The following is a 24,921-nucleotide window of genomic DNA, read 5'->3' as shown; positions in this document are numbered from 1 at the left end:
ACTAACAAACATTGACGACGAGATCAGTCTCGCATCAGTCTTTTTGGGGACGTTTGTTTTTCGGGACATAATTGAGCACAGTCACTGGCACAGGTTTTTTCGGTGCAAAACCTTCAACTTCCCGACGCTCAATTAAGTGCCCAAGCCGGCTTTCGATCATACACAGATTCTTAAAGTTATCTTTTGACACAAAAGAGATCGCCTCACCTGCCGCATCTGCGCGTCCGGTCCGGCCGATACGGTGCACGTACTCGTCTGCCGGGAATGGCAAATCGTAATTGACCACACGCGGCAACTCTTCAATATCGATACCACGGGCACCGACGCCAGTCGCTATCAGGTATTTGATCTTGCCTGCTTTAAAATCCGCCAGCAATTGAGCACGTATCGCCTGGCTGCGCCCGCTGTGAAATGCTTCGGCTTCAATACCGCGCTTTTCCAGCTGAGAAGCCAGTTTCGCTGCACCGTGCTTAGTTTCAATGAAGATCAATGCCTGATCCCACTGATTTTCCAGAATAAGATGACTTAAAAGCGCGGATTTTTTGTCTTTATCAACCGTTATTAACCATTGTGAAATATTCGCTTTTGATGCCTGATTGGCCGCTATGCTGATTTCATACGGGTTATCGACGACCGATTTAGCCAGATCCCGCACCTTATTCGACAAAGTGGCAGAAAACAGCAGAAACTGAGTATTTGCGGGCAGACGATCCAGAATCTTGTTGATGGCTTCAATGAAACCCATATCCAGCATTCGATCCGCTTCATCCAGCACCACCATCTCGATTTCTTCGAAATAGACGGCACGCTGACCATACATATCGATCAAACGGCCCGGCGTTGCCACCAGCACATCCACACCGTCGATCAGACGCTGTTTTTGCTGCTGCTCATCAACACCGCCGTACATCGCCAGCGACGTTAAACCCAGGTGCTTACCATAATGGGTGACTTTTTCTTCCACCTGCATCGCCAGCTCACGGGTCGGCACCAGAATTAAGGCACGGACACGTTTCTTGCGCTGGGTCTGACCTTGGCTCAGTCTTTCCAGTATTGGCAACACAAAACTGGCCGTTTTACCTGTACCTGTCTGGGCGGCAGCAATAAGATTCTGCCCTTCCAGTATCACAGGAATGGCTTTCGCCTGAATCGTTGTTGGTTTTGTGTAACCCAGCTCGGCCACTGCTTTATTCAGTGGTGCACTAAGTCCGAGAGTAGAAAATGGCATGACTCGCCCCTGGTTGATCTGAACGCGGTAAAAGTAGAGCTGCCCCTACATCAAGCGCGGGAGTTTACCACGGAGTATGCTTACCAGTGAGAAGAATTATCTTCCGATTTCCCTCCCCCAAGATTGAGAGGGAAATCGAGACAACATCCAACCTTTTACACAACGTCTGTGCCCGCTTCATCTTCCGGCACAATATCGGTTTCCAGCAAAGCCTCTTTTAACCAAGCTTTCACCGGTGCCGACTGCAGCACTTTATCCATATAGAGCTTGCTGAGCTCGGAGACTTCAATGCCATATGTTCTGAAACGAAGTACGACAGGTGCAAACATACAATCCGCGATACTCCATTCGCCAAACAGCCAACCACCATTGTCACTGTATTTCAGCATCTGCTCACGCCAGATCTGATCAATCCGGGCGATATCATTCTGTGCCGCCTGGGACAACTCAACATGTCGTCGGGCACGGCAGTTCATTGGCATTTCATTACGCAGTGCAGTAAAGCCAGAATGCATTTCACAGCTTATTGCCCGCGCCTTAGCACGCTCAATATTATCCTGTGGCCAGGCACGTCCCTGACAGTAAGCTTCGTTTATGTACTCACAGATTGCCAGCGAATCCCAAACCGTGACATCACCATCGATTAACACAGGTACTTTCGCAGCCGGCGAGTACACTTCCAGCGTGCGGTAAAAATTATCGGTAAACAGCGTGAGCTTGTTTTCATTAAAAGCTATACCATTCTGAACCAGCATCAGCCAGCCACGAAAAGACCAGCTTGAATAGTTTTTGTTGCCGATAATCAATTGCATATCTTGTCCTCATAGTGGAGAGTACCTTACGTTTCAGTACACACTACGTCTTTCCTGCTACGCTGACTAACGCATAATTTTGATATTACATATCAGGATTGCGAATAGATATTCATCAATTATCCTGATGTTGCTGGCACACCTGCTCAGTCCTTACATGCAAAGAGAATTCAGGACTCTTTTACACGCTTTCAACTGACCAACATTAAATTTTTATTTGCGAACCACTACGCAATTAATAAATTGCCTGCAAAAAGAGTGAAAATGACAGGCCAATACGACACATACCCTAAGAATAATTATTTCACATCAATAGGTTAGAATTGTAAAATCTCAAAAAACAATCACAGATTACTATCACAATGTCATTAAATCGGAACAAACCAAAACAGTTCGTAAAAGCGGGTTACAAACCACTGGATGAGCAAATATTTTCCAGCAAACCGCCGATTAAAACATTAAGTGAAACCGCACTGGAAACAGCGCAGTTTGAATGTAATTTGCTGATACTCTGCTCACCGCCAGAACTGTCGACACTGCAAGTGGGAAGCTGGACCCTGAAACGTACCGACGCAGAAAACGCAGTAACAAGCTGGAAAAAGTCACCGTGGAAAAACGGCCATTGTCTGCTGACGGCAGCTTGTGTTGCACAGGAAGAAAAACACCTTTTACACGAGGCTTTCCAGCAGTCGGGCTTAGCATCTTCTTATAGTATTCAACCTCGGCCAATAAACACCGGTTACATCAACGCAGAATTTGTCCCGGTAAAGTTAGCCGTACAGTCAGAAAAATGGCTTGGCTGGCCAACACTTGGCTACTTTTATTATTTTTGCGACAGCAAATTGGTCAAAGAATGTAAGCTGACCGGTGAAGACAGGTGGAGCTTTCAATTCACCCTTTCTGACGCCACCACACTGACCGACGAGTTATTGTCGGATCATCATTACAGCAGCCTGCTGCTGCCCTATAAAATCGAAGGGCAGCCTGTCTCAGATCAGTACATACTGTTTCGTAAACAAAAGCTCTCTGACGACGAATTTGCTACTATCTCGCCGGCTTGGCTGGACGAGCATGCCGTTGCGCTTGATATGCAGAGTATTGTCGCCAGCCGAACGCAGGCACTGCTTGATCGCAGTACTCAGGAAGCCGCACCGCCAGAAAATACCGCAGCGAAAACACATCACACCGTCAAAATGCAGCCAGATACCCGACAACGTGAGAGTTGGTCGGATATTGCGGAACAATACGGTCTGACTGCCAGAGAGTTACTGGAGCTGAACCCGCAGTACAATGATGATCCCCTTACACTGCAGATCGGCGATTCGCTGAAAATCATCGAGCAGAACAGTAACACGCAATCCAAACAACCCGATATCCCCTCTCCGCTCACCCACATAGAAACAGGAAAGGGGTATCCTTTTGGCAATGTCTGGGGCACCTACACTCAGCGCTACATGATGCCAGACCTGCTACACATTCAGGAAAACAGTAAAATTCTCGCCCAAACCCCTGTCGTTAATACCACGCAGGTAAAACAGCGCATCCTGCGAATCGGTGTCTTCTTCGACGGCACCGGACAGAACAAAGACAATGACTTGTATAAAGAGACCTATGGTAACAAGTCCCGCTCGAATATCGGGCGCTTATTCGAGGCTTATCCTGATGTAAAGGAAGAATCATATGCTATCTATGTATCGGGAGTTGGTACTGTTGATGGTGCCCATCAAGATCCTGGTGAGATTGATGATGGTGATGATGAAAAAACCTTTGGCCAAGCACTGGGTGTCTTTGATACAACAGGCGCCTTCGCCAAATGGCAAAACTTGCTCAAACAGCTCGCTAACATTATTAAGAAGTTAGATACAGAAGGCTCTTATGATGCAATAACCCATATTGAATTTGATGTCTTCGGCTTCAGTCGTGGTGCGGCTTTAGCCCGCCATTTTGTCAATGCTGCCTTAAAGGGTCTTCCCGATTACACACGCAGACGTCGAGGGAAAGATTCTCTCGGTATCACCCCCAACCTGTTAGGAACAGAAGACCCTCACTGGTTTAACAGTGAGCAAGGCTATGAACTGGATACCTCACGGCAAGTCAGTGTCCGATTTGTCGGACTGTTCGACACGGTCGGTTCATTTTACTGGCCCGGCAATGCCGATGAAGGCAACTTCCAACTTGTACTACAGCCTGATTGTGCGCAAAGCGTTGTGCAATTGTGCGCACATCACGAATTTCGCGTGAACTTTCCATTAACGACACTGAAAACCAAGGGTACACTGCCAGACAACTTTTATGAGGAAGTCTTCCCTGGTGCACACTCGGATGTCGGTGGTGGCTATTCCGCCATTGAACAGTACAATAAAAAAGGCCTGGACGAACGATATGAATTCCCCATGCTCACGACTTACAACAGAGAATGGATCAAATCAGAATCACTGGTCGGTAAAGTAATTCATACCAGTGACGGAGTGAGAACGGTTCCGGATAACCCAGACAGTAAATTGATTCCATACCTAGAGTTCTTCATAGCTGAGAGAGAGCCAGGTTGGATACAGCACTGCCAGGAATCGTATGGGCAATATGGTGCGATCAAACGAGATAAAGCCATGTTGCATTATTACCGCCTGCAACCGGTCAACAACGCACTATCCGGTCTCACTCAGGAACGCATGAAACAACAGGCGGAAAGCATCGGGATAAAATGGATTGCATCCGCTTACGAGCAACCCAAAGACTTTGTCACAGACGACGATATTCAGCAACTTTGGCAGAAACTAGCCGTTCTTCCGGTGGGGAGCATCTCACAAGAGCACTGGCAAGCCAACGTAGAAAAACACAGTCACAAATGGATCCATCGCCCACATGACGCACTCATTAACCCTGGTTACTTTGAGGTTTATGAGTGGCTTGTGAATAAACCTAATCGAAACGATGACGATAAAATAGTAAGGGAAATATTCGAAAATGCTTAAATGGTTAACCATATTATTGGGTTCGTGCATAGCTCTCTCTGCATGTTCATTCTCCCCTTTTACTGAAAATTTTGCAGAGATTGGAAATGCAGGAAGTACCACTGGTCCGCATATTATTAAACGGATGACTGTGACCGATACAAATGGCGGCCGGACAAATTTTGCTTATGGTGCAGTTAGTAGTTACCCAGGTAAAAGTGCAGACATTGGATCAATTGGTATACCCAACTTCATTCAAGGGTATTGGTCTAAAGGCTGGGATAGCTATGAAAAGTACTACCATATTACGGCCTCAATCGACAGTAAACTGGCAGAAAAGAAAATCAGCACATTAAGAGACTATTACAAGAATCACGGGGATTATCTGGCAGCTATGGTACTTACTGTTGATGGCCCGCGTGTTCGTCTCATTTATACATTGAGCTGTTATGCAAAATTTGATGACTGCACCCCCAGAAAGAACGCCGATCCTAACGGTTGGGTGGTCCGCTCACCGGATAACACCACAGAGGTTGTCGTTCTCTTCGACGGCACTGGCGAAGCCTCCGATACACCGTTTCCTGGCTCGCCTTACGATAAATGAATTACAAACTCTTTCTCCTACTCATGTTTTGCAGCCTGTTTACAGGCTGTTCAAATACCTCAGTACCTATTGCCTCGATTGGCACAGCAGGCAGCACCACCGGATACCACAGTATTAGGGTTATGAACATAAAAGATATGACAGGTGCAAATGCGGGTTTTGGCTATGGTGCAGTAAGTAGTTATCCAGGAAAAAGCGCAGATATCAGCAGCATTGGTATACCTAACTATATAGGCGGTTATTGGGCTAAATATAATGCGGATGAAGATGGTTTCGCAGCTTTCTATCGTATTAATAAAACCATTGACAGCAATCTGGCAAAGCAAAAAATTGAAACACTCCGTAATTACTACAAAAACCATAAAACATTTAACGCAAGTATGCAGTTAATCGTTGATGGCCCACGCATTAGACTGTATTACACTATGAATTGCTTTTCTTATCGTATGGACTGCAGCCCGAAAGAAAATGCTGACCCTAATAACTGGATTATTCATCAATCAAATGATGCCACTCAGCTCGTATTACTCTTCGACGGCATTGGCGAAGTCTCCGATACGCCGTTTCCTGGATCACCATACGATAAATGAATAACAAACCTTTTATCATACCCCTGATATGCAGCTTATTTGTAGGCTGTTCCAACAAACCAGCATCTATTGCTTCGATTGGAAGCGCTGGAAGCATTAGCGGCTACCACAGTATTAGGGTTATGAACATAAAAGATATAACAGGTGAAAATGCTGGCTTTGGCTATGGTGCGATAAGCAGTTACAGCGGAAAAAGTGCAGATATTGGTGCTATCGGCACGCCTGCCGAAATCACAGGGTTTTGGGCTAAATACAATATAGAAGGAGAGAAATTTACAGCGTTTTACAATATAAGCAAACAAATAGATAGCAAGCTTGCTGGGCTGAAAATTAATGCTCTTCGAGAGTATTACAAGAGCTTTAAAACAGCAAACACTGCAATGCAGTTAATTGTAGACGGCCCGCGCGTTCGCCTGCTATACACAATGAATTGCTTTTCAAAGCTGGATGACTGCACTCCCAAAGAGAACGCCGACCCCAATGGTTGGGTAGTCCGCTCACCGGATAACACCACCGAAGTTGTCGTACTCTTCGACGGCACTGGCGATACTTCCGATACTCCGTTTACTGGGTCACCATACGATAAATGAATAACAAACTTTTTATCATTCCCCTAGCATGTTGCCTGTTTGTAGGCTGTTCAAACACACCAGCATCTATTGCTTCGACTGGAAGCGCTGGCAGCACATCAGGTCCGCATATTATCAAAATGATGCAAGTAACAGATATCCAAGGGGGAGGAGCCAGTTTTGCTTATGGAGCAATCAGTGGTTACGCGGGGGCTAGCGCAGATATTGGGCACATAAGTATTCCTAGCAACATTAAAGGTTACTGGTCCAAAGGCTGGGATTCATTCGAAAAGTTCTATTACTTATCCGTCCCTATTGACAGCAATCTGGCAAAGCAAAAAATTGAAACACTCCGTAATTACTACAAGAACCATAAAACATTTAACACTAGTATGCATTTAGTTGTTGATGGACCACGCGTTAGACTGTATTACACAATGAATTGCTTTTCTTATCGTATGGACTGCAGCCCGAAAGAAAATGCTGACCCTAATGGCTGGGTTATTCATCAGTCAAATGATGCCACTCAACTCGTATTGCTCTTCGACGGCACTGGCGAAGCCTCCGACACTCCGTTTCCTGGGTCACCATACGATAAATGAATAACAAACTTTTTATCATACCCCTGATATGCAGCCTGTTTGTAGGCTGTTCCAACAAACCAGCATCTATTGCTTCGATTGGAACTGCCGGAAGTACAACCGGTTATCACAGCATCAAATTAATGTACATAAAAGATACACAAGGTGGAGGAGCCAGTTTTGCTCATGGTGCCGTAAGTAGCTATTCGGGAGCTAGTGCAGATATCGGCAGCATTGGAATTCCTAAATACATTGACGGGTATTGGGCCAAATATCATGCTGATGAAGATGAATTATTTGGTTTTTATCGCATCTCTACACCTATTGACAGCAATCTGGCAAAGCAAAAAATTGAAACACTCCGTAATTACTACAGAAACCATAAAACATTGAATACAAGGATTAGAGTTGTCGTAGACAGTGAAAGAGTACGTGTTCTATATTCGATGAATTGTTATTCATATCGTATGGACTGCACTCCCAAAGAGAACGCCGACCCCAATGGTTGGGTAGTCCGCTCACCGGATAACACCACCGAAGTTGTCGTACTCTTCGACGGCATTGGCGAAGCCTCCGACACTCCGTTTCCTGGATCACCATACGACAAATAAAAACGGGCTGACAGCGGCTTTAATTGAAAGAAGAAATACCATTAAACGTTGTTTGACTATGCCGTTGCCTGTCAAAAAGACGGGTATTCTCGGCCCCTCACCTGTCACTCACACAGGCAGCCTTCATGGCTGCCTGTGTTTTTTATACTGGTTTTTAGCTTAGTGACATTCTGGCCACACTCGCTGTATGCTTACCTGACTATTAAATGGACTTTCGTCAGGGACACTCATGGATATTGATGCGCTGCGCAGCTTTCTCGCTTTTATCGATACAGGAAGTTTTACCCGGGCAGCAAAACAGACCTTCAGAACACAGTCTGCTATCAGTATGCAGATGAAAAAACTCGAGCAGGAATTAGATAAGTGCCTGTTTCAACGTGAAGGTCGCCAATTGGTGTTAACTCACGAGGGACAACAACTCGCAAGTTATGCCCGCCGATTGTTAAGCCTTCATGACGAGGCGGTCTCCAGCCTGAAATCAAACGCTGACACCCAACCTTTGCTGATAGGTTGTCCGGATGATTATGCTGAAACCCTGCTGCCGCACCTTGTTTTCCTGATTCGCGAGCAACTAGGCCCGGTACAGATACATGTCACCTGTGCATCCAGTGTGCGTTTGCGGCAATTGATGGATAAAGGTGAATTGCATGCCGCCATGCTGACACGCCATCCGGACTCGGAAGAAGGTCACTTTCTGATGCACGATCAGGGCGTATGGTACGGCACCTCACAAATCGATTTACTTCATCGTCGTCCTTTGCCCATTGCGCTTTTTCAGGCAGATTGTAAATTTCATGCCGCGGCACTGGATGGCTTGATGAAGCAGGAAATCAGCTTTGATCTGATCAGTTGCAGCAGCAGTGCGACAGCACAACGCGGTATGGTTAGAGCCGGACTTGCCATCGGGGCAATGGCACGAAGCAGTATGGCGCCGGATTTAAAGGTGCTTAATGCCGATTGGCTGCCATCACTGCCTAATATTGATATCGTGCTGGCGCTGGCCTCCCGCTCACAATCCCGGCTGACTGCCCAGCAGGCTAAATCGATAAGCCATGCGTTTCAGCGCAATCCGCCAGTGATCCAGTGTGATTCACAGCCCATAGAAAAACCGCGTGGGATCACAATGATGAAAACTGCAATCAAATGTGAATAGCACTCGCCTGACCGTCTGTTTTGTGGCATTGTCCCGCGACAGAAAACTGCCATATACATAAACCTAAGACAATAAGACGATGCCTGAAAACCAGCCTAAATGGATGTCTATACTGACGAAAATTACTGTTTACCTGTCGCTGCTAATGCTGGTCATTGGTGGCGGACTCGCATTGTACGCTATCGTGTACGGCCCCTAGTTTACCGACAAAAGTTACGGGCCAATTATGGCCCGTATTGCCTGAAGCATTAGTCAAACGGTAAACGGTAAACGGTAAACGGTAAACTACATTCTCATACCGCCATCCACTTCCAGTACCCTGCCGGTGAAATAGTCATTTTCCAGAATAAATTTCACCGCATGAGCAATTTCTTTGGCCTGACCAACACGCTTTAGCGGGATCATTTTTTCAAGCCGGTCTATCGCTTCCTGCGGCATTTGCTCCGCCATTGGCGTTTTGACAACGCCCGGCGCGATAGCTGCGGCGCGAATGCCATAACGTCCCAACTCTTTTGCCCAGCAAACAGCCATAGTGGCTACGGCGGCTTTGGAAGCGGCATAGTTAGTCTGACCAAAGTTTCCGGCTCTGGCGACACTGGAAATATTAATAATCACTCCAGGCCGCTCCGTCTGGATCATGCGGGCAGCAGCTTCCCGACCACAGAGAAAAGTCCCTGTACTGTTAACTGTCATCACGGCATTGAACTGTTCAAGCGACATTTTCGTTAATTCGCCATCTTTCACTTTTACCAGCAAACCATCACGCAGAATACCGGCATTGTTTACTAAACCATCCAACTGACCAAAATCGTCAATGATCTGATCAAATACCCGCTCGACCTGGTTTTCCTGTGTCACATCCGCTTCATACGTCAATGCCTTACTGCTTAACATCTGACATTGGGTCCGCGTTTGCGCGAGCCCTTCCTGGTTCAAATCTATCAAGGCTAAGTCCGCACCTGCCTGCGCCAGTGTCACAGCCATCATTTGCCCTAAACCCTGGCCAGCACCGGTGATTGCAATCACAGCATTTCGTAAATCCATACTGATCTCCTTTTACATTAAGGTTGTTTTGCTTCACCGTGATAAAACTCAAACAGGCTGGAAAAATCGCGCTGCTCATTGCCGTTCGCATTGTGAAAAGCATACAGATTACGCGCCAGTGCCCCCATCGGCACAGCCGTCTGACTTTGCAGTGCGGCATCCATTCCTAGTCCCAAATCTTTGAGCATCAGTTTACTCATAAACCCAGGCTGATAGCCTTTACTGGCAGGTGCATTTTCCATCACTCCGGGACAAGGGTTATATAGTTCCAGTACCCAGTTACGACCAGAGCTTTGCAGCATGATGTCTGACAACACCTTGGGATCCAGTCCGTTTTCCATACCCAGATTAATCGCTTCACAGGCACCGGCCATTTGGACGGCCAGCATCAGGTTATTGCAGATTTTTGCCATCTGCCCGGCACCGGCCGGTCCCGCATGGAAGATATTCTTTCCCACATGCTGCAGAACGGCTTCTGCACGATGAAAGGCTGAATCCGTTCCACCAACAATGAATGTCAACGTACCTGCCTCAGCACCGGCAACACCGCCAGAGACAGGTGCGTCAACAAACTCCAGCTGATGCTGCTGGGCATGACTGGCCACTTCTTTTGCCGTTGCAGGATCAATAGTGGAAGAGTCAATCAGAAAAGTGCCGGCCGAAACCAGATTGAGCAGGCCTGCTTCAGGCTGACCTTTTGGCCCCAGATAAACATCATGGACATGCTGACCTGCCGGCAGCATGGTGATCACGGTATCCGCTCCGGTTACTGCTTCTTTTAAAGAGGACGCCACTTTAGCCCCCTCTTTTTCCAGCTTACGAGCCGCGTCTGTATTGATATCGTAAACATTGACGTGATAGCCCGCGCTGAGTAAATTCCTCGCCATCGGGCTGCCCATGTTGCCTAATCCAATAAATGCAATTGCTGCCATAACACACTCCTGTTCAGACTCTGTAAGCCCGGGTCTATGTGTAGGGTGCAGGTATTACTCTGCGCCTAAGTCACGCAGCGGGTGATCATCATCACTCCACATAGGTGCAAAAAGATCATCAATTACGCTGCTATCTACTGACGACACAGTGGGGAAAATCCATTTTGGTTCTCCGCACTTATCAATCAATCGTGCCCGGACGCCTTCCTGAAACTCGCCCAACATCCCGCAGCGAACAGACAAGCCAAGCTCAAGACGGAAACAATCAGCCAGAGAAAGGGCTTTGTAGTCTGTCATTTGCCGGTAGCAGATATGCGCAGTGACAGGACTGCCGTGTTTCAGGGTCGATTTTGCGGATTCCAACCAGGTACCTAAACCATCAATAGCCTGAATTTGCTGACAGATTTCATTCAGATCACGCCCTACGCTGGCAGCCTGGATCTGAGGGAAATAAGGGATCATCTGGCTGGGTGGCCATGATGGTTTCGCCGACTCCGCCAATTGACTCAGGCACGATGTGACAGCCTTATCTGAATCCCCAGCCTGCTGCCAGTCAATGGCCTGCAAACCGGAAAGCGCAGCCTGTTTATGCTCAGCCAGTAAAATATAATCCGCCATTTTCAGATCGAGGGCATCGCTGGCATTCACTCGTGCACCTGTCAGCCCCAGAAACAGTCCGATACCGGGAGGTAACTGATTCAGAAACCAGGTGCCGCCAACATCCGGATACAAGCCAATCGTAACTTCCGGCATTGCCAGTATGCTGGTTGGAGTCACTACCCGGTGGCTCGCTCCCATATACAGGCCGATACCGCCGCCCATCACAATGCCTTCCCCCCATACAATGAGCGGTTTCTTGTACTGATGGATCTGATAATCACAGCGATACTCAACGCTGAAATACTCAGTCAGAAAAGCTTCAGGCGATGCACCACTTTCGCCGGCCTGCTTGTGGGCATCAGCTTCAATCATGGCGTGGTACATAGCACGCACATCCCCACCGGCACAAAAGGCTTTACTGTGCTCGCTGTGAAGTAAAACACACACGATATTGCTGTCATTTTCCCAGTCAGCCAATTGAGTGCTTAACTGCTTGAGCATAGGCAGTGTGAGTGCATTCAGTGCAGCGGGATTTTCCAGCGCTGCGATACCAATACGGGAACCGTCTGCGCATTCCAGCTCGTTAAATTTCATTGTTCCTGTCATGATCTCTCCATTCATGATCTTCTCATGCTGCGTGCCAGCCATAACCATGATGGCGGACACGACATCCAGTATTTCTGTCTTATTCGTTTTTCCAGGCAGGCGCACGTTTCTCCAGAAACGCATTCACCCCTTCTTGTTGATCGGCAGTATCAAACAGGCGAACAAAACGCTCCCTTTCCTGAATCAGACCCTGATGTAATGGCGCAAATCTTGCCTGCTGTATCAATGCTTTACAGGCTGTGACCGCCGTAGGTGACTGGTTCGCGACTTCCGCCGCCAGTTTCATTGCTGTTTCCAGACCTTGCCCTGAAGCCACCACTTCTTCAACCAGACGGATGTCCAGCGCCTGTGAGGCCCCGACCCGCTCACCACACAAAATCATACGTTTTGCCCAGCCTTCACCCACCAGCCAGGCCAGGTTCTGCGTGCCACCCGCACAAGGAAGCAGACCGACACTGGCTTCCGGCAGTGCCATCAACGCATGGGCCTCAGCAATACGGATGTCACAGGCCAGCGCCACTTCAAGGCCACCGCCCATGGCATAACCGTTAATCGCAGCAATCGAGACTCCCCGATAGGACGACAAGGTTTCAAAGGCCTCGCCGAAGCAATACGCCATGTCAGCCGCCACGCCTTTATCGCCGCTGGCGAAGAGTTTGAGATCGGCACCGGCAGAAAAGAATTTCTCACCTTTTCCCGTCAGCACCAAAGCATAAATGGATTTGTCTGTATTCAGTGCTTCAACCAGAGATTTCAGCAGATTAAGACTGTCTGCCGTCCAGGTGTTGGCTGGCGGGTTATTCATGGTCAGTACCGCAACATGACCATCAATCGTCACCTCAATCGGGCCGCCTGTTTGTGTCAGTGGATTCATCATCCCGCCCTCTTTCTCATTAATTGCGTGCGCTGTAATTGCAAACTCTGTATTAAGGTAGCTTGCGTGCATTTTATGCCTGCGGACTGAGCACAGTAATTCAAAGCAGTGCAGTATCTTCGTTAAGCAACCGACGCGCGATGATCAAACGCATGATTTCATTGGTTCCTTCCAGAATCTGGTGTACCCGCACATCGCGAAAATGGCGCTCAATCGGATATTCCTGAATATAGCCATAGCCACCATAGAGCTGCAGTGCCTGATCACAAACGGCAAATCCCACATCGGTTGCAAAGCGTTTTGCCATGGCGCAATAGGCCGTAGCTTCTGGATCGCCGCGATCCAGCTTGCTGGCGGCATATCGCACCAGCTGACGCGCCGCCACCAGCTCTGTCGCCATATCAGCCAGTTTGAATTGCAGGGCCTGAAAATGTGCCAGCGGTTTGCCAAACTGTTTGCGCTCTGTCATGTACTGGCGAGCCAGATTCAGCGCCTGCTGTGCGGTACCCACAGAACAGGTGGCAATGTTAATCCGGCCGCCATCCAGGCCTTTCATGGCGAATTTAAATCCCTGACCTTCTTCCCCTAACAGGTAATGGGCAGGAATCCGGACTTTATCGAATGTCACCGCGCGTGTTGGCTGGCTGTGCCATCCCAGCTTAGGCTCCTTCCGGCCATAGCTGATCCCCTCAGCACCGGCTGGCACAATGAACGCCGAAATACCGTCAGGCCCGGCTTCTCCAGTTCGGGCCATGACAATTAGCAAGTCCGTCTCTCCGGCACCGGAAATAAAGGCTTTCGCGCCGGAAATCTCATAGTGATCCCCTTGACGCACCGCTTTGGTCGTGAGCGATGCCGCATCAGAACCCGCGTTAGCTTCAGTCAGACAGTAAGATCCGAGCCACTCTCCGGTACTTAATTTCGGGCAGCATTCAGATCTGGCCTGCTCTGTCGCGAAAGTGGCAACCATCCAGCTCACCATATTGTGTATCGTCATAAACGCTGTGGTCGAGGTGCAGCCCATGGCTAATTGCTCAAAAATAACTGAGGCATCCAGCCGATTCAGCCCCATGCCGCCTTGTTCAGGTGGTGTATACAGGCTGAGAAATCCCATTTCACCGGCCTGACGTAACACATCCTTTGGGAAGGTAGACGTTTCGTCCCAATTGGCAGCCATAGGTAATAACTGCTCCCTGGCAAACTGACGCGCAGCGTCTTCAAAGGCACGCTGATCTTCATTGAGTTCAAAATCCATCACTTACTCCGGCACAGGTAGTCATCAATGATCCATATTTATGGTCAGGTTGGGCCCTTTCGGGATGTCGTCATCAAACCAACGCGCTGTCACTGTTTTGGTCTCAGTGTAAAAACGGACGGCCTGCTTGCCATAAGCATGTAAGTCACCGTAGAAACTGCCACGCCAGCCAGTGAATGAGAAAAAGGGCAATGGCACAGGAATCGGTACATTGATACCCACCTGACCGACCTGAATCTCATGCTGAAACTTGCGCGCCGCCGCGCCGTTTGCGGTGAAGATAGACGTGCCGTTTCCGTAAGGGTTGTTGTTGATGAGCGCAATGGCTTCTTCAAGCGATCCGGCCTCTACGCATACCAGTACAGGGCCAAAAATCTCCTCGCGGTAAATGCTCATCTCAGGAGTGACGCCACTGAATAGCGTCGGCCCAACCCAGTTACCGTTCGGGTAATCTTTCACCGTGCATTCACTGCCATCCAGTTCACACACCGCCCCTTGCGCTTTGCCTTCCTGAATCAGTCGCAGTACCCGTGTTTTGGCTTCCGCGCTAATTAGCGGGCCGTATGCGGCATCTTCTTCATCCCAGCCGCCGGGCTTCATGGCTGCCATGGCTTCTTTCAGTTCGGGTATCCAGGCTTTTGCGCCGTCAACAAACACGGCAACCGAAATTGCCATACAACGTTGACCGGCCGCCCCGACGGACGCCCCCACCAGATTATTGATCACCTGTTCTTTGTTCGCATCAGGCATGACAACCAGATGGTTCTTCGCACCCGCGAACGCCTGAACCCGTTTCAGGTTGTGAGTGCCGGTCTGATAGATATAGCGGGCGACCGGCACTGAGCCGACAAAAGACACAGTACGAATATCCGGATGTTCCAGCAGATGATCCACCTGAGCTTTGCGGCCATGTACGACCTGCAGCACACCGGGAGGTGCGCCGGCCTGTTCGAACAATTCCGCCAGCCTGACAGAGGTCAGAGGCACCTGATCGGAAGGTTTAAGGATAAAAGTGTTACCGGCAGCAATAGCCAGCGGGAACATCCACAACGGGATCATGGCCGGGAAATTGAACGGCGTGATACCGCTGCAAACACCCAGTGGCTGGATAAGAGAGTAAGTGTCGATGTTAGAGGCGACGTTTTCAGTGGTTTCACCCATCATCAGGCTGGCTATGTTTGCTGCCTGTTCAACCACTTCAATTCCGCGCCAGACATCCCCTTTGGCGTCGGCCAGAATTTTGCCGGTTTCACTGGAGAGCAAACAGGCCAGTTCATCATGGTGTGCTTTGAGCAGTTGCTGGTAACTCAGCATCAGCCTGGCCCGTTCAGGTACGGGCACCTTTTTCCATTTATCAAAGGTGGCTTTGGCACTGGCGATGGCTTTATCGATCTCGGATGTCAGTGCGCAAGGCAGATGAGCGATCACCTCGTTGGTCGCGGGGTTGGTCACATCAATCCATTCATCTGACTGCGACTGGCAAAATTTTCCTTCAATAAACAGAGGTACTTTCTCAATCATTTTCACGTCCTCTCACCTGTCTTTCCATTGCTGGCGTAATCACCGCCAGACACGAATATTACTGAGCCGGTAATTCGATAGCGATCGCAGTGGCTTCTCCGCCACCAATACACAAGGAGGCAATGCCTTTACAGACGGATCCGTCTTCCTGCTGTTTGCGACGAAGGGCATGTATCAGGCTGACGATGATACGGGCGCCACTGGCCCCTATCGGATGGCCCAGTGCACAAGCACCACCATGAATATTGACCTTGTCAGCATTTAAATGCAGTTCTCGCACCGCAATTTGCGTCACGACCGCAAACGCTTCATTAATTTCCCACAGATCAACCTCATCGACTGACCAGCTCAGGTGATCCAGTAACTGACGGATAGCGTTGACCGGTGCCAGGGTAAATTCAGACGGCAGGCGAGCATGGGTTGTCTGACCGCGAATGATCGCGATGGGCGATAAACCATGGTGACGGGCAGTTTCACTGTCCATCATCAGCAACGCGGCTGCACCATCGGCAATGGAGCTGGAATTGGCGGCTGTCACTGTCCCGTCTTTGGCAAAAACCGGTTTAAGCTGCGGGATCTTGGCCGGATCCACTTCATTGGGGTGCTCATCCGTTTTTACCAGATGCTCTCCCCGACGATCAGCCACTACGACGGGACAGGTTTCCTGATCAAACCAGCCATGTTCTATTGCCAGGCGCGCTCGCTCAACAGACATCGCGGCCCAGTCATCCATGTCTTCGCGGCTGAATTGCAGCTCATCCGCAATCTGCTGCGCATACACGCCCATCAGCTCACCTTCGTAAGCATCCTGCAATCCATCCAGAAAAATGTGGTCTTCCGTTGTCTGGTGCCCAAGGCGAAAGCCGCCCCTGGCCTGCCTGAGAAGATACGGGGCGTTGGTCATGCTTTCCATACCACCGGCCACCGCAGTATGGATACTGCCTGCACGGATCATATCCGCAGCCAGCATCACGGTTTTCATTCCGGATCCGCACACTTTATTCACCGTCACGCAGCCGGTCGAAATAGGTAAACCGGCATTCAATGCCGCCTGACGGGCCGGTGCCTGACCACAGCCGGCCGGCAGTACGCAACCCATCAGCACTTCATCAATCTTCAGCCCATCAGGCTGTTCTGGCGCTAATTCATCGGCAAAAATGCCAATACTTTCGAGCGTGCCTTTAATCGCATAGGCACCTAATGTCGTTGCTGGCAAAGCAGAAAACTGCCCCTGAAAGCTCCCTAACGGGGTTCGCTTGGCAGAGACTATCCAGACTTCCTTTTCAGGCTGCAGAGACTTGCCGTCCTGGGGTGCGGCTGTCTTGGTGGTGGTTTCCATTACCCGGCTCCACTTTTCTTGACGTTTACGTAAGCATAGCACTAACATTTACGTAAACGTTAAGAAACAAAAGAACAACAACGTCACTTCTATTTGGTTGATAGGCGTACAGATTTGTTGCCATGATGCCGGCCTGGCCAGCGTTCTGACTCCACTCTGTGACAGTCGGTTATTCAGTCCCGCTTAATCCGCAACGAGAGGACAGCAGCGTGGTGAACACCTATAAGATCAGTGAACTTGCCAAAGAGTTTGGTATCACCACCCGCAGCATTCGTTTTTACGAAGATGTGGGGCTGCTACAGCCAGACAGAGAAGGCGCCATTCGTATCTATCAACGGCGGGATAAAACACGGCTGAAATTAATCTTGCGGGGAAAACGGTTAGGGTTTTCGCTGGCCGAAATCCGTGAATTGTTTGACCTGTACGATACCAACCAGAGTGACGGTCAATTGCGGCAAATGATCACAATGATCGACGAAAAACAGCTCAAACTTCAACGCCAGTTAGATGACATCAAAGTCGTGATGGAAGAACTTAATGCAGCAAAAAGCAGATGTAAGCTGGCACTGAACGGTAAAACGAAAGAAAAATAACCTGTTGGCGATCCGCCAACTGAGTATGACAACATCTTGTTGAGAATACAGCCGTTTCTCAGGACCAGTCCGGTCACCGGATTAAGGGAGATCCTATGAAAGACCTGTTTACCCCGCTCAACTTCGGCCTCGGCGAAACACTGGATATGTTACGCGATCACGTAAACCACTTTGCCGCCGATGCTATTGCCCCTATTGCAGAACAAATTGACAAAGACAATCAGTTTCCGTCTCACTTATGGACGGCGCTGGGTAAGATGGGTTTGCTGGGGGTGACTGTCAGTGAAGAATTTGGCGGTGCCGGTATGGGCTATCTGGCGCATGTGGTCGCCATGGAAGAAATCAGCAGGGCTTCTGCCTCTGTCGGGCTGAGCTACGGTGCGCATTCCAACCTGTGTGTGAATCAGATTTTCCGCAATGGCACCCAGGCTCAAAAAGAAAAATATCTGCCCGGTCTCATCAGTGGTGAACAGATCGGCGCTCTGGCAATGAGTGAAGCCAATGCCGGTTCCGATGTGGTCAGCATGCAGCTCAGGGCAGATAAAAAAGACGATCTCTACATTCTGAACGGCAACAAGATGTGGATCACCAATGGTCCGGATGCCCATACCTTTGTCGTGTACGCAAAAACAACCCCTCAGGCGGGGTCGAAAGGTATCAGCGCCTTTATCATCGAACGAGACTTCCCCGGTTTTTCCCGCGCCCAGAAACTCGACAAATTAGGTATGCGCGGTTCCAACACCTGCGAACTGGTGTTTACCGACTGCGAAGTGCCGGCTGAAAACCTGTTAGGACCGGAGAATAAAGGCGTAGAAGTACTGATGAGCGGGCTGGACTATGAGCGGGTGGTTCTGGCAGCCGGACCGTTGGGTATTATGCGGGCCTGTCTGGATGTCTGTCTGCCCTATATCCACGACAGAAAACAGTTCGGAACGCCCATCGGGGAATTCCAGCTGGTACAAGCCAAAATAGCGGATATGTATACAAGGATGAACGCCGCCCGTGCCTATGTTTACACAGTGGCTGCAGCCTGTGATCGCGGTGAAACCACTCGTCAGGATGCCGCAGGCGTCATTCTTTACTGCGCCGAACTGGCCACCCAGATGGCGCTGGATGCCATCCAGCTGCTGGGCGGAAACGGCTATATCAACGAATTTCCAACCGGCCGCCTGCTGCGGGACGCCAAGCTGTATGAAATTGGTGCAGGTACATCGGAAATTCGCCGCATGCTGATCGGCCGGGAGTTATTTGAGCAAAGCCGTTAAACAGGATTTTGAAGGCGATTAACAGAACACAGTCAACAGGGACACGGCATCATGGCAATCTTAGACAGTCATATTCAGACACATGACTCACAGTTTCAGCACAACCAGCAGGCCATGGCTGAGCTGGTGGATGAACTCCACACTCGCCTTGCCCTTCAGTTGCAGGGCGGCGGTCAGGACGCGCAGTCGAAGCAACGCAAAAAAGGCAAGCTTCCTGTCAGAGAACGTATCGACATTTTGCTTGATTCAGGCAGCCCTTTTCTTGAAATTGGCCAGTTTGCGGCCTGGGAAGTCTATGAAGAGGCCATACCCTGTGCGGGCGTTGTCGCGGGTATAGGTCGCGTGTCAGACACTGATGTGATGATCATCGCCAACGATCCGAGCGTCAAAGGAGGCACCTATTACCCGATGACGGTGAAAAAGCATTTACGGGCACAGGAAATTGCTGAACGTTGTCATTTACCCTGTCTGTATCTGGTGGACTCAGGCGGTGCTAACCTTCCCCATCAGGCTGACGTCTTTCCGGATAAAGAGCACTTCGGACGCATCTTCTTCAATCAAGCCCGAATGTCGGCCAAGGGGATCCCGCAAATTGCCATCGTCCTAGGCTTATGTACGGCAGGAGGTGCTTATGTGCCTGCCATGGCCGATGTCGCTATTATGGTGAAAAATCAGGGTACCATTTTTCTGGCCGGTCCTCCGTTAGTCAAAGCCGCAACCGGTGAAGATGTCAGCGCGGAAGCACTGGGGGGTGCCGATGTGCACTGTAAAACATCCGGCGTTGCTGATTATTACGCCGATGATGAGCATCACGCACTGGCTTTAGCCAGACAGGCTGTCACCAGTTGCCACCGCCCTGTGTCACTGGCGGAGCAAGCAGATTCTGTGCTGCCTCCTCGGTATCCTGCCAGCGAGCTCTACGGCATTGTCGGCACAGATCTGCGCAAACAAATTGATGTCCGTGAAGTCATTGCCCGTCTGGTTGACGGGTCTGATTTTGATGAATTCAAAGCCCTGTACGGCGACACCCTGGTTTGCGGCTTTGCACGTTTACACGGATATCCCATCGGTATTGTTGCCAACAACGGCATTCTGTTTTCCGAGTCCGCGCAAAAAGGAGCACACTTTATCCAGCTGTGCAGCCAGCGCAATATCCCTTTGTTATTTCTGCAAAACATCACTGGGTTTATGGTCGGGAAGAAATATGAAGCAGAGGGGATCGCCAAACATGGTGCAAAAATGGTGATGGCGGTTGCCTGTGCCAATGTTCCGAAATTCACTGTCATCATCGGCGGTTCCTACGGCGCGGGTAATTATGGCATGTGCGGCCGTGCTTACGATCCCACCATGATCTGGATGTGGCCAAACGCGCGGATATCTGTGATGGGCGGTGATCAGGCAGCCGGTGTTCTGGCTCAGGTCACGCGGGATAACAAACAGCGCCATGGCGAAACCTGGTCGGCGGAAGAGGAAGAGGCCTTCAAAGCCCCGATAAAAGCACGGTATGAAAAAGAAGGATCGCCGTATTTTGCCAGTGCCCGCTTATGGGATGATGGCATCATCGATCCCGTGCAAACCCGCGACGTACTTGGCATCGCGTTGCAAGCGGCAGCCAATGCGCCTGTCGAAAGCACACAATTTGGCATATTCCGGATGTAACAGCTGACGACTGTAAGGATGGATCATGACTTCTAAGATTACCCCTGTATTTCAATACAGCGATACCGCAGAAATTCTCCATGCGACAGCCAGTGACCCTGTGCTCTGCACCATCAGCCGTCAGGGAGTTGCCACACTCACACTGAACCGTCCGGATAAAGCGAACGCCTTTGATGATCAGCTGATTGCGGCAATTCGGCATTATCTGCAGCAATTGGCAAGCCGTGCTGAGGTATCCGCACTCGTGTTACGAGCGGAAGGCAAACATTTTTCGGCCGGTGCTGATCTGCACTGGATGAAAGCCATGGCCCGGAAAAGACGCCATGAAAATCTGAATGACGCGCAGGCACTGGCCTTTTTAATGAATGAGCTGGATACCTTTCCCCATCCGACCATAGCCGTTGTGCAGGGATCGGCTTTTGGCGGTGCACTGGGCCTGATCTGCTGCTGCGATATTGCCCTGGGCACTGAGGATGCGCGCTTTTCCCTCAGTGAAGTGAAACTCGGGCTCATCCCGGCAACCATTGGCCCTTATGTCTGCCGTACCATAGGACAACGGCAGGCCAGACGCTTGATGCTGACTGCTGAACCCATCAATGCTGTCACGGCGCGTCAGCTTGGCATACTTCATGAGATCAGTGGCAATAGTGCCGATGACAGAAGCGCAAACACTGATAACCCTACCGGCGCTGAAACCTTGGAAAACCTGCTGCAACTTACTCTAGACCGCTTACTGGCGAACAGTCCGGCCGCGATGAGTCAGGTCAAAAACCTGTGTAAACTTTGCGAACAGCGGCCAATTGATGCGGTCCTTATCCGACAAACCAGTGAAATGATCGCCGATATCCGGGTTTCCCCTCAGGGACAGGAAGGACTGAACGCTTTTTTTGACAAGCGTCGTCCATCCTGGGTGAAAAACAATACGGCTGGGCAAGGAGACCACAATGAGTAAACCAGAGGACTTGCGGCAACCCGTTTCTGAGCATCCTGCTCTTGCCCCTCAACACACAAGGATACGCGAAATGGGCAATTCACTGACACCTATCCGTCGCTTGCTGATTGCCAATCGGGGAGAAATTGCTTGTCGGGTGATTCACTCCGCCAAGTTAATGGGTATAACCACTATCGCTGTCTATTCTGATGCTGATCGCCATGCCAAACATGTCAGGATGGCGGACGAGGCACTGTATATCGGACCATCCCCTGCTCTGGATTCTTATCTGGCCATCGATAAACTGATCAAAGCCGCATCCGTCAGCCAGGCTGACGCTGTTCATCCGGGCTACGGCTTTCTCTCGGAAAATGTGGCTTTTGCCAGAGCCTGTCACCAGCATGGCATTATCTTTGTCGGCCCCGGCCCGGATGCCATGGCGGCCATGAGCTCAAAATCAGATGCTAAAACCATCATGGAATCGGCTGGCGTCCCCTTGCTACCCGGATACCATGGCGATGACGACAGCCTTGAAAATTTAACTGCCGAGGCGACGCGCATAGGTTTTCCTGTCATCCTCAAACCGGCGCTGGGTGGTGGTGGCAAAGGGATGAAAATCGTGCGTCAGCAGAGCGATCTCGCCGAGGCTGTCCTGTCGGCGAAACGGGAAGCAAAATCCGCTTTTGGTGATGACAGGTTATTATTAGAAAAATACCTGACCGAACCCCGTCATATCGAAGTCCAGATTTTTGCTGATCAGCACGGCCACTGTGTTTATCTCTCGGATCGTGATTGCTCTGTCCAGCGACGCCACCAGAAAATTATTGAAGAAGCACCAGCCCCTGGCCTCAGCGACTCACTTCGCCAGCAAATGGGCGAAGCGGCTGTTCAGGCCGCACAGGCCATCGACTATGTCGGCGCCGGTACTGTCGAATTTCTGTATGACGCCCGGCAAGACTCCTATTTCTTCATGGAAATGAACACCCGGTTGCAGGTTGAGCATCCGGTAACTGAAATGATCACGGGTCAGGATCTAGTGCAATGGCAGCTCCGGGTTGCTGAAGGCAGGCCCTTACCACTTACTCAATCTGAGATCCGGCATCAGGGGCATGCCGTGGAAGCCAGGCTCTATGCTGAAGATACACAGCACGGGTTCCTGCCGGCCTCTGGCCTGATTCACTTTCTCAGCGAACCGGATTCTGGCGCATTTTCTGCCGGCAAGGCGCAGGCAGTCGGCTCACGGATCGACAGTGGCATCACACAAGGTGACACTGTCACCACCTATTACGACCCAATGCTGGCTAAAGTGATTGCATGGGGAGATAACAGGGCTTCTGCTATCCATCAGTTACAGTGTGCTTTGTCTCAGTACCAGGTAGGCGGTGTTGCCACCAATCTCCAATACCTGCAGCGGATTCTGGCGCACCCGTCTTTTACCCGGGGTGAACTGACCACACATTTCATCGAACGTTATCAAGATTCCCTGCAGCCAGCGGCTCCCAGCGTTATCGGGGTACAAACACCGGACGGCGCTGACTATCAGTTATCCCGTAATCTGGTGCTCAGCGCTGCCAGTCTGTGCCTGCTGCAAAACGAAACGGATCAGACGTCCGGCTGGCGGCTTAACCAGGCTGCACAACACCTGATCACTCTGTATGATGCTGAATTGACGGCAAACACCTTCCGTTTCACCGCAGATAAAGACGATCGCAATCAGTTATTGCTTACCCGATATTCAGCCGACCCATCGCGGCATGCCGGTAATAAAGCACTTGTGTTATCCCCGCTGTCACTGCGCTTGCTGGCGACAAAAACGGATCAGCATGTCACGGACATCACGCTTGAGGTCGAAGGGAAACACGAACATATACGTCTGGTGTTCGATCATGCTGCACAGAGTGTATTGGCCTTTACTGAACAAGAACAGTACGTTTATCAGCTTCGCCCAAGCTTTGGTCCGCATGAGTCTGCCGTTAAAGACAGCCCGACGGCGCCGTTAAATGGCATAGTGGTTGAAATACTGTGTCAGCAGGGAGACAGGGTAGAAAAAGATCAGGGCCTAGTTGTAATTGAAGCCATGAAGATGGAATACACAGTCCGTGCTCCCCATCAGGGGCAGGTGTTATCCGTATTAGCGGGTGCAGGTGATCAGGTACAGCATGGTCAGGAGCTGGTTCAGCTCAGCCCGGCCACAGATTCCGCCGATTCAAAGCAGAGTGTGTAACGAATGACAGCCTTTATTCCTGCCACCAGCGATCTGCCGAGTCGGGTGAAAATCGTCGAGGTCGGCCCGAGAGACGGTCTTCAGAATGAAGCCAATGTCAGTCTCAGCGACAAAATTCAGCTCATTGATATGCTGTCAGCAACCGGGTTGACGCACATTGAATCCGGCGCGTTCGTCTCGCCGAAATGGGTGCCGCAGATGGCCGACTCTGCAGAGGTATTCCAGCGCATTCACCGAATGCCGGGCATTGTGTATTCAGCCCTGACCCCCAATACCAAAGGTGTTGATCTCGCCATTGCTGCCGGAGCCGACGAAATTGCCATTTTCGCCTCAGCATCCGAAGGCTTCAGCCAGAAAAACATTAATTGCAGCATTGCCCAAAGCCTGGTTCGGTTCGAGCCTGTGTTACTGAAAGCCAAACAACGCAATCTCCGTGTTCGCGGTTATCTTTCCTGCGTCACCGATTGTCCTTACGACGGGCAGACAACGCCAGAGCAAGTTGCCAGTGTCGCCAGGCTGCTCTACCAGATGGGCTGTTATGAAGTCTCACTGGGCGATACCATCGGCAAAGCCACGCCACTTCGTTTTGCGCGTATGCTGGACGCCTGCCTCTCCCATATCCCTGCCGATGCACTGGCAGTGCATTGTCATAACACCTGGGGACAGGCTCTGGCGAATATTTATCAGGCGCTTTTAATGGGGATCAGTACTGTGGATGCCAGTGTTGCCGGGCTTGGCGGTTGCCCTTATGCGCCGGGAGCAAGCGGTAATGTGGCCACTGAAGATGTGGTTTACCTTTGTGAACAATCTGGTATATCGACAGGGGTTGATCTCATGAAGCTGTCTCAGGCAGGCGAATTCATTTGCAGGCAGTTGGGTAAATCTCCTGCTTCCAATACCGCATTGGCACTGTTAGCGGGCAAGGCTGATATAAATTACTGATAAATATTAAAAAGCATGACCAACCCAATGGCTGGCC

Annotated in this window: 22 protein-coding genes; 13 read left to right on the top strand and 9 right to left on the bottom strand. The window is 50.2% G+C overall.

Features of this window, described 5'->3' with window-relative positions; translation table 11 throughout:
- Positions 1-34: 34 nt before the first annotated feature.
- Both D6M16_RS17435 and D6M16_RS17430 read right to left on the bottom strand, forming a co-directional pair.
- A complete protein-coding gene (locus D6M16_RS17435; RefSeq protein ID WP_120513069.1) occupies positions 35-1,228 on the bottom strand; it encodes a DEAD/DEAH box helicase in 1,194 nt (397 codons plus the stop codon).
- A 155-nt stretch (positions 1,229-1,383) separates the two neighbouring features.
- The gene (locus tag D6M16_RS17430; protein WP_120513068.1) at positions 1,384-2,040 is read right to left on the bottom strand and encodes a glutathione S-transferase family protein; all 657 of its coding nucleotides are present in this window, start codon (positions 2,038-2,040) and stop codon (positions 1,384-1,386) included.
- 362 nt (positions 2,041-2,402) lie between these two features.
- On the opposite strand from D6M16_RS17430, the gene D6M16_RS17425 reads away from it, so the two are divergent.
- From D6M16_RS17425 to D6M16_RS17395, 7 genes are all read left to right on the top strand, one after another.
- Complete coding sequence (locus D6M16_RS17425; protein WP_120513067.1) at positions 2,403-5,012, top strand: phospholipase effector Tle1 domain-containing protein; 2,610 nt, start codon at positions 2,403-2,405, stop codon at positions 5,010-5,012.
- Entirely contained in the window at positions 5,005-5,595 is a 591-nt protein-coding gene (locus D6M16_RS17420) for a hypothetical protein (protein ID WP_120513066.1), read from the top strand. Before D6M16_RS17425 ends, D6M16_RS17420 begins: the two co-directional genes overlap by 8 nt.
- A 122-nt stretch (positions 5,596-5,717) precedes the next feature.
- Positions 5,718-6,185, top strand: coding sequence for a hypothetical protein (locus tag D6M16_RS17415; RefSeq protein WP_205576927.1), 468 nt, complete (start codon positions 5,718-5,720; stop codon positions 6,183-6,185).
- Between the two features lie 122 nt (positions 6,186-6,307).
- Complete coding sequence (locus D6M16_RS17410; protein WP_205576926.1) at positions 6,308-6,775, top strand: hypothetical protein; 468 nt, start codon at positions 6,308-6,310, stop codon at positions 6,773-6,775.
- Positions 6,772-7,356 (top strand): hypothetical protein, encoded by a 585-nt coding sequence (locus D6M16_RS17405; RefSeq protein ID WP_162941096.1) that lies wholly within the window; start codon positions 6,772-6,774, stop codon positions 7,354-7,356. Before D6M16_RS17410 ends, D6M16_RS17405 begins: the two co-directional genes overlap by 4 nt.
- Positions 7,353-7,946: a hypothetical protein gene (locus D6M16_RS17400; RefSeq protein WP_120513062.1), complete on the top strand. Its 594-nt coding sequence runs from the start codon at positions 7,353-7,355 to the stop codon at positions 7,944-7,946. Before D6M16_RS17405 ends, D6M16_RS17400 begins: the two co-directional genes overlap by 4 nt.
- 229 nt (positions 7,947-8,175) lie before the next feature.
- The gene (locus D6M16_RS17395; protein ID WP_120513061.1) at positions 8,176-9,099 is read left to right on the top strand and encodes a LysR family transcriptional regulator; all 924 of its coding nucleotides are present in this window, start codon (positions 8,176-8,178) and stop codon (positions 9,097-9,099) included.
- A 285-nt stretch (positions 9,100-9,384) separates the two neighbouring features.
- Here the strand turns inward: D6M16_RS17395 and D6M16_RS17385 are convergent, their stop codons facing one another.
- From D6M16_RS17385 to D6M16_RS17355, 7 genes are all read right to left on the bottom strand, one after another.
- Positions 9,385-10,143, bottom strand: coding sequence for an SDR family oxidoreductase (locus D6M16_RS17385; protein WP_120513060.1), 759 nt, complete (start codon positions 10,141-10,143; stop codon positions 9,385-9,387).
- Positions 10,144-10,160: 17 nt separating this feature from the next.
- A complete protein-coding gene (mmsB, locus tag D6M16_RS17380) occupies positions 10,161-11,075 on the bottom strand; it encodes a 3-hydroxyisobutyrate dehydrogenase (RefSeq protein WP_120513059.1) in 915 nt (304 codons plus the stop codon).
- Positions 11,076-11,129: 54 nt separating this feature from the next.
- On the bottom strand, positions 11,130-12,281 hold the full coding sequence (locus D6M16_RS17375) for an enoyl-CoA hydratase/isomerase family protein (RefSeq protein WP_120513242.1): 1,152 nt from the start codon (positions 12,279-12,281) through the stop codon (positions 11,130-11,132).
- Between the two features lie 79 nt (positions 12,282-12,360).
- Positions 12,361-13,155 carry an enoyl-CoA hydratase gene (locus D6M16_RS17370; protein WP_420812263.1) on the bottom strand — a complete coding sequence of 265 codons (795 nt, stop codon included), beginning with the start codon at positions 13,153-13,155 and terminating at the stop codon, positions 12,361-12,363.
- A gap of 100 nt (positions 13,156-13,255) precedes the next feature.
- Positions 13,256-14,410: an acyl-CoA dehydrogenase family protein gene (locus D6M16_RS17365; RefSeq protein ID WP_120513057.1), complete on the bottom strand. Its 1,155-nt coding sequence runs from the start codon at positions 14,408-14,410 to the stop codon at positions 13,256-13,258.
- Positions 14,411-14,434: 24 nt separating this feature from the next.
- On the bottom strand, positions 14,435-15,931 hold the full coding sequence (locus D6M16_RS17360) for a CoA-acylating methylmalonate-semialdehyde dehydrogenase (RefSeq protein WP_120513056.1): 1,497 nt from the start codon (positions 15,929-15,931) through the stop codon (positions 14,435-14,437).
- A gap of 58 nt (positions 15,932-15,989) precedes the next feature.
- On the bottom strand, positions 15,990-17,270 hold the full coding sequence (locus tag D6M16_RS17355; protein WP_120513055.1) for a thiolase family protein: 1,281 nt from the start codon (positions 17,268-17,270) through the stop codon (positions 15,990-15,992).
- 212 nt (positions 17,271-17,482) lie between these two features.
- Here D6M16_RS17355 and D6M16_RS17350 point away from each other — a divergent pair, with 212 nt between their 5' ends.
- The 6 genes from D6M16_RS17350 (at position 17,483) to D6M16_RS17325 (ending at position 24,884) form a co-directional block, all read left to right on the top strand.
- Complete coding sequence (locus D6M16_RS17350) at positions 17,483-17,863, top strand: MerR family transcriptional regulator (protein ID WP_120513241.1); 381 nt, start codon at positions 17,483-17,485, stop codon at positions 17,861-17,863.
- A 95-nt stretch (positions 17,864-17,958) separates the two neighbouring features.
- The gene (locus tag D6M16_RS17345; RefSeq protein ID WP_120513054.1) at positions 17,959-19,128 is read left to right on the top strand and encodes an isovaleryl-CoA dehydrogenase; all 1,170 of its coding nucleotides are present in this window, start codon (positions 17,959-17,961) and stop codon (positions 19,126-19,128) included.
- 51 nt (positions 19,129-19,179) lie between these two features.
- The gene (locus tag D6M16_RS17340; RefSeq protein ID WP_120513053.1) at positions 19,180-20,787 is read left to right on the top strand and encodes a carboxyl transferase domain-containing protein; all 1,608 of its coding nucleotides are present in this window, start codon (positions 19,180-19,182) and stop codon (positions 20,785-20,787) included.
- Positions 20,788-20,812: 25 nt separating this feature from the next.
- The gene (locus D6M16_RS17335; RefSeq protein ID WP_120513052.1) at positions 20,813-21,739 is read left to right on the top strand and encodes an enoyl-CoA hydratase-related protein; all 927 of its coding nucleotides are present in this window, start codon (positions 20,813-20,815) and stop codon (positions 21,737-21,739) included.
- Positions 21,732-23,942, top strand: a complete 2,211-nt coding sequence (locus D6M16_RS17330; RefSeq protein WP_276131411.1) for an ATP-binding protein — start codon at positions 21,732-21,734, stop codon at positions 23,940-23,942. The genes D6M16_RS17335 and D6M16_RS17330 overlap by 8 nt, the downstream gene beginning before the upstream one ends.
- Before the next feature lie 3 nt (positions 23,943-23,945).
- Entirely contained in the window at positions 23,946-24,884 is a 939-nt protein-coding gene (locus tag D6M16_RS17325) for a hydroxymethylglutaryl-CoA lyase (protein ID WP_120513050.1), read from the top strand.
- The last annotated feature ends 37 nt before the right edge of the window (positions 24,885-24,921 follow it).

This window comes from Photobacterium salinisoli (genome assembly GCF_003614885.1).
GTDB classification, from domain to species: domain Bacteria; phylum Pseudomonadota; class Gammaproteobacteria; order Enterobacterales; family Vibrionaceae; genus Photobacterium; species Photobacterium salinisoli.
Note: the sequence above shows the minus strand (reverse complement) of the source record. Positions and strands in the feature narration are given on the sequence as shown.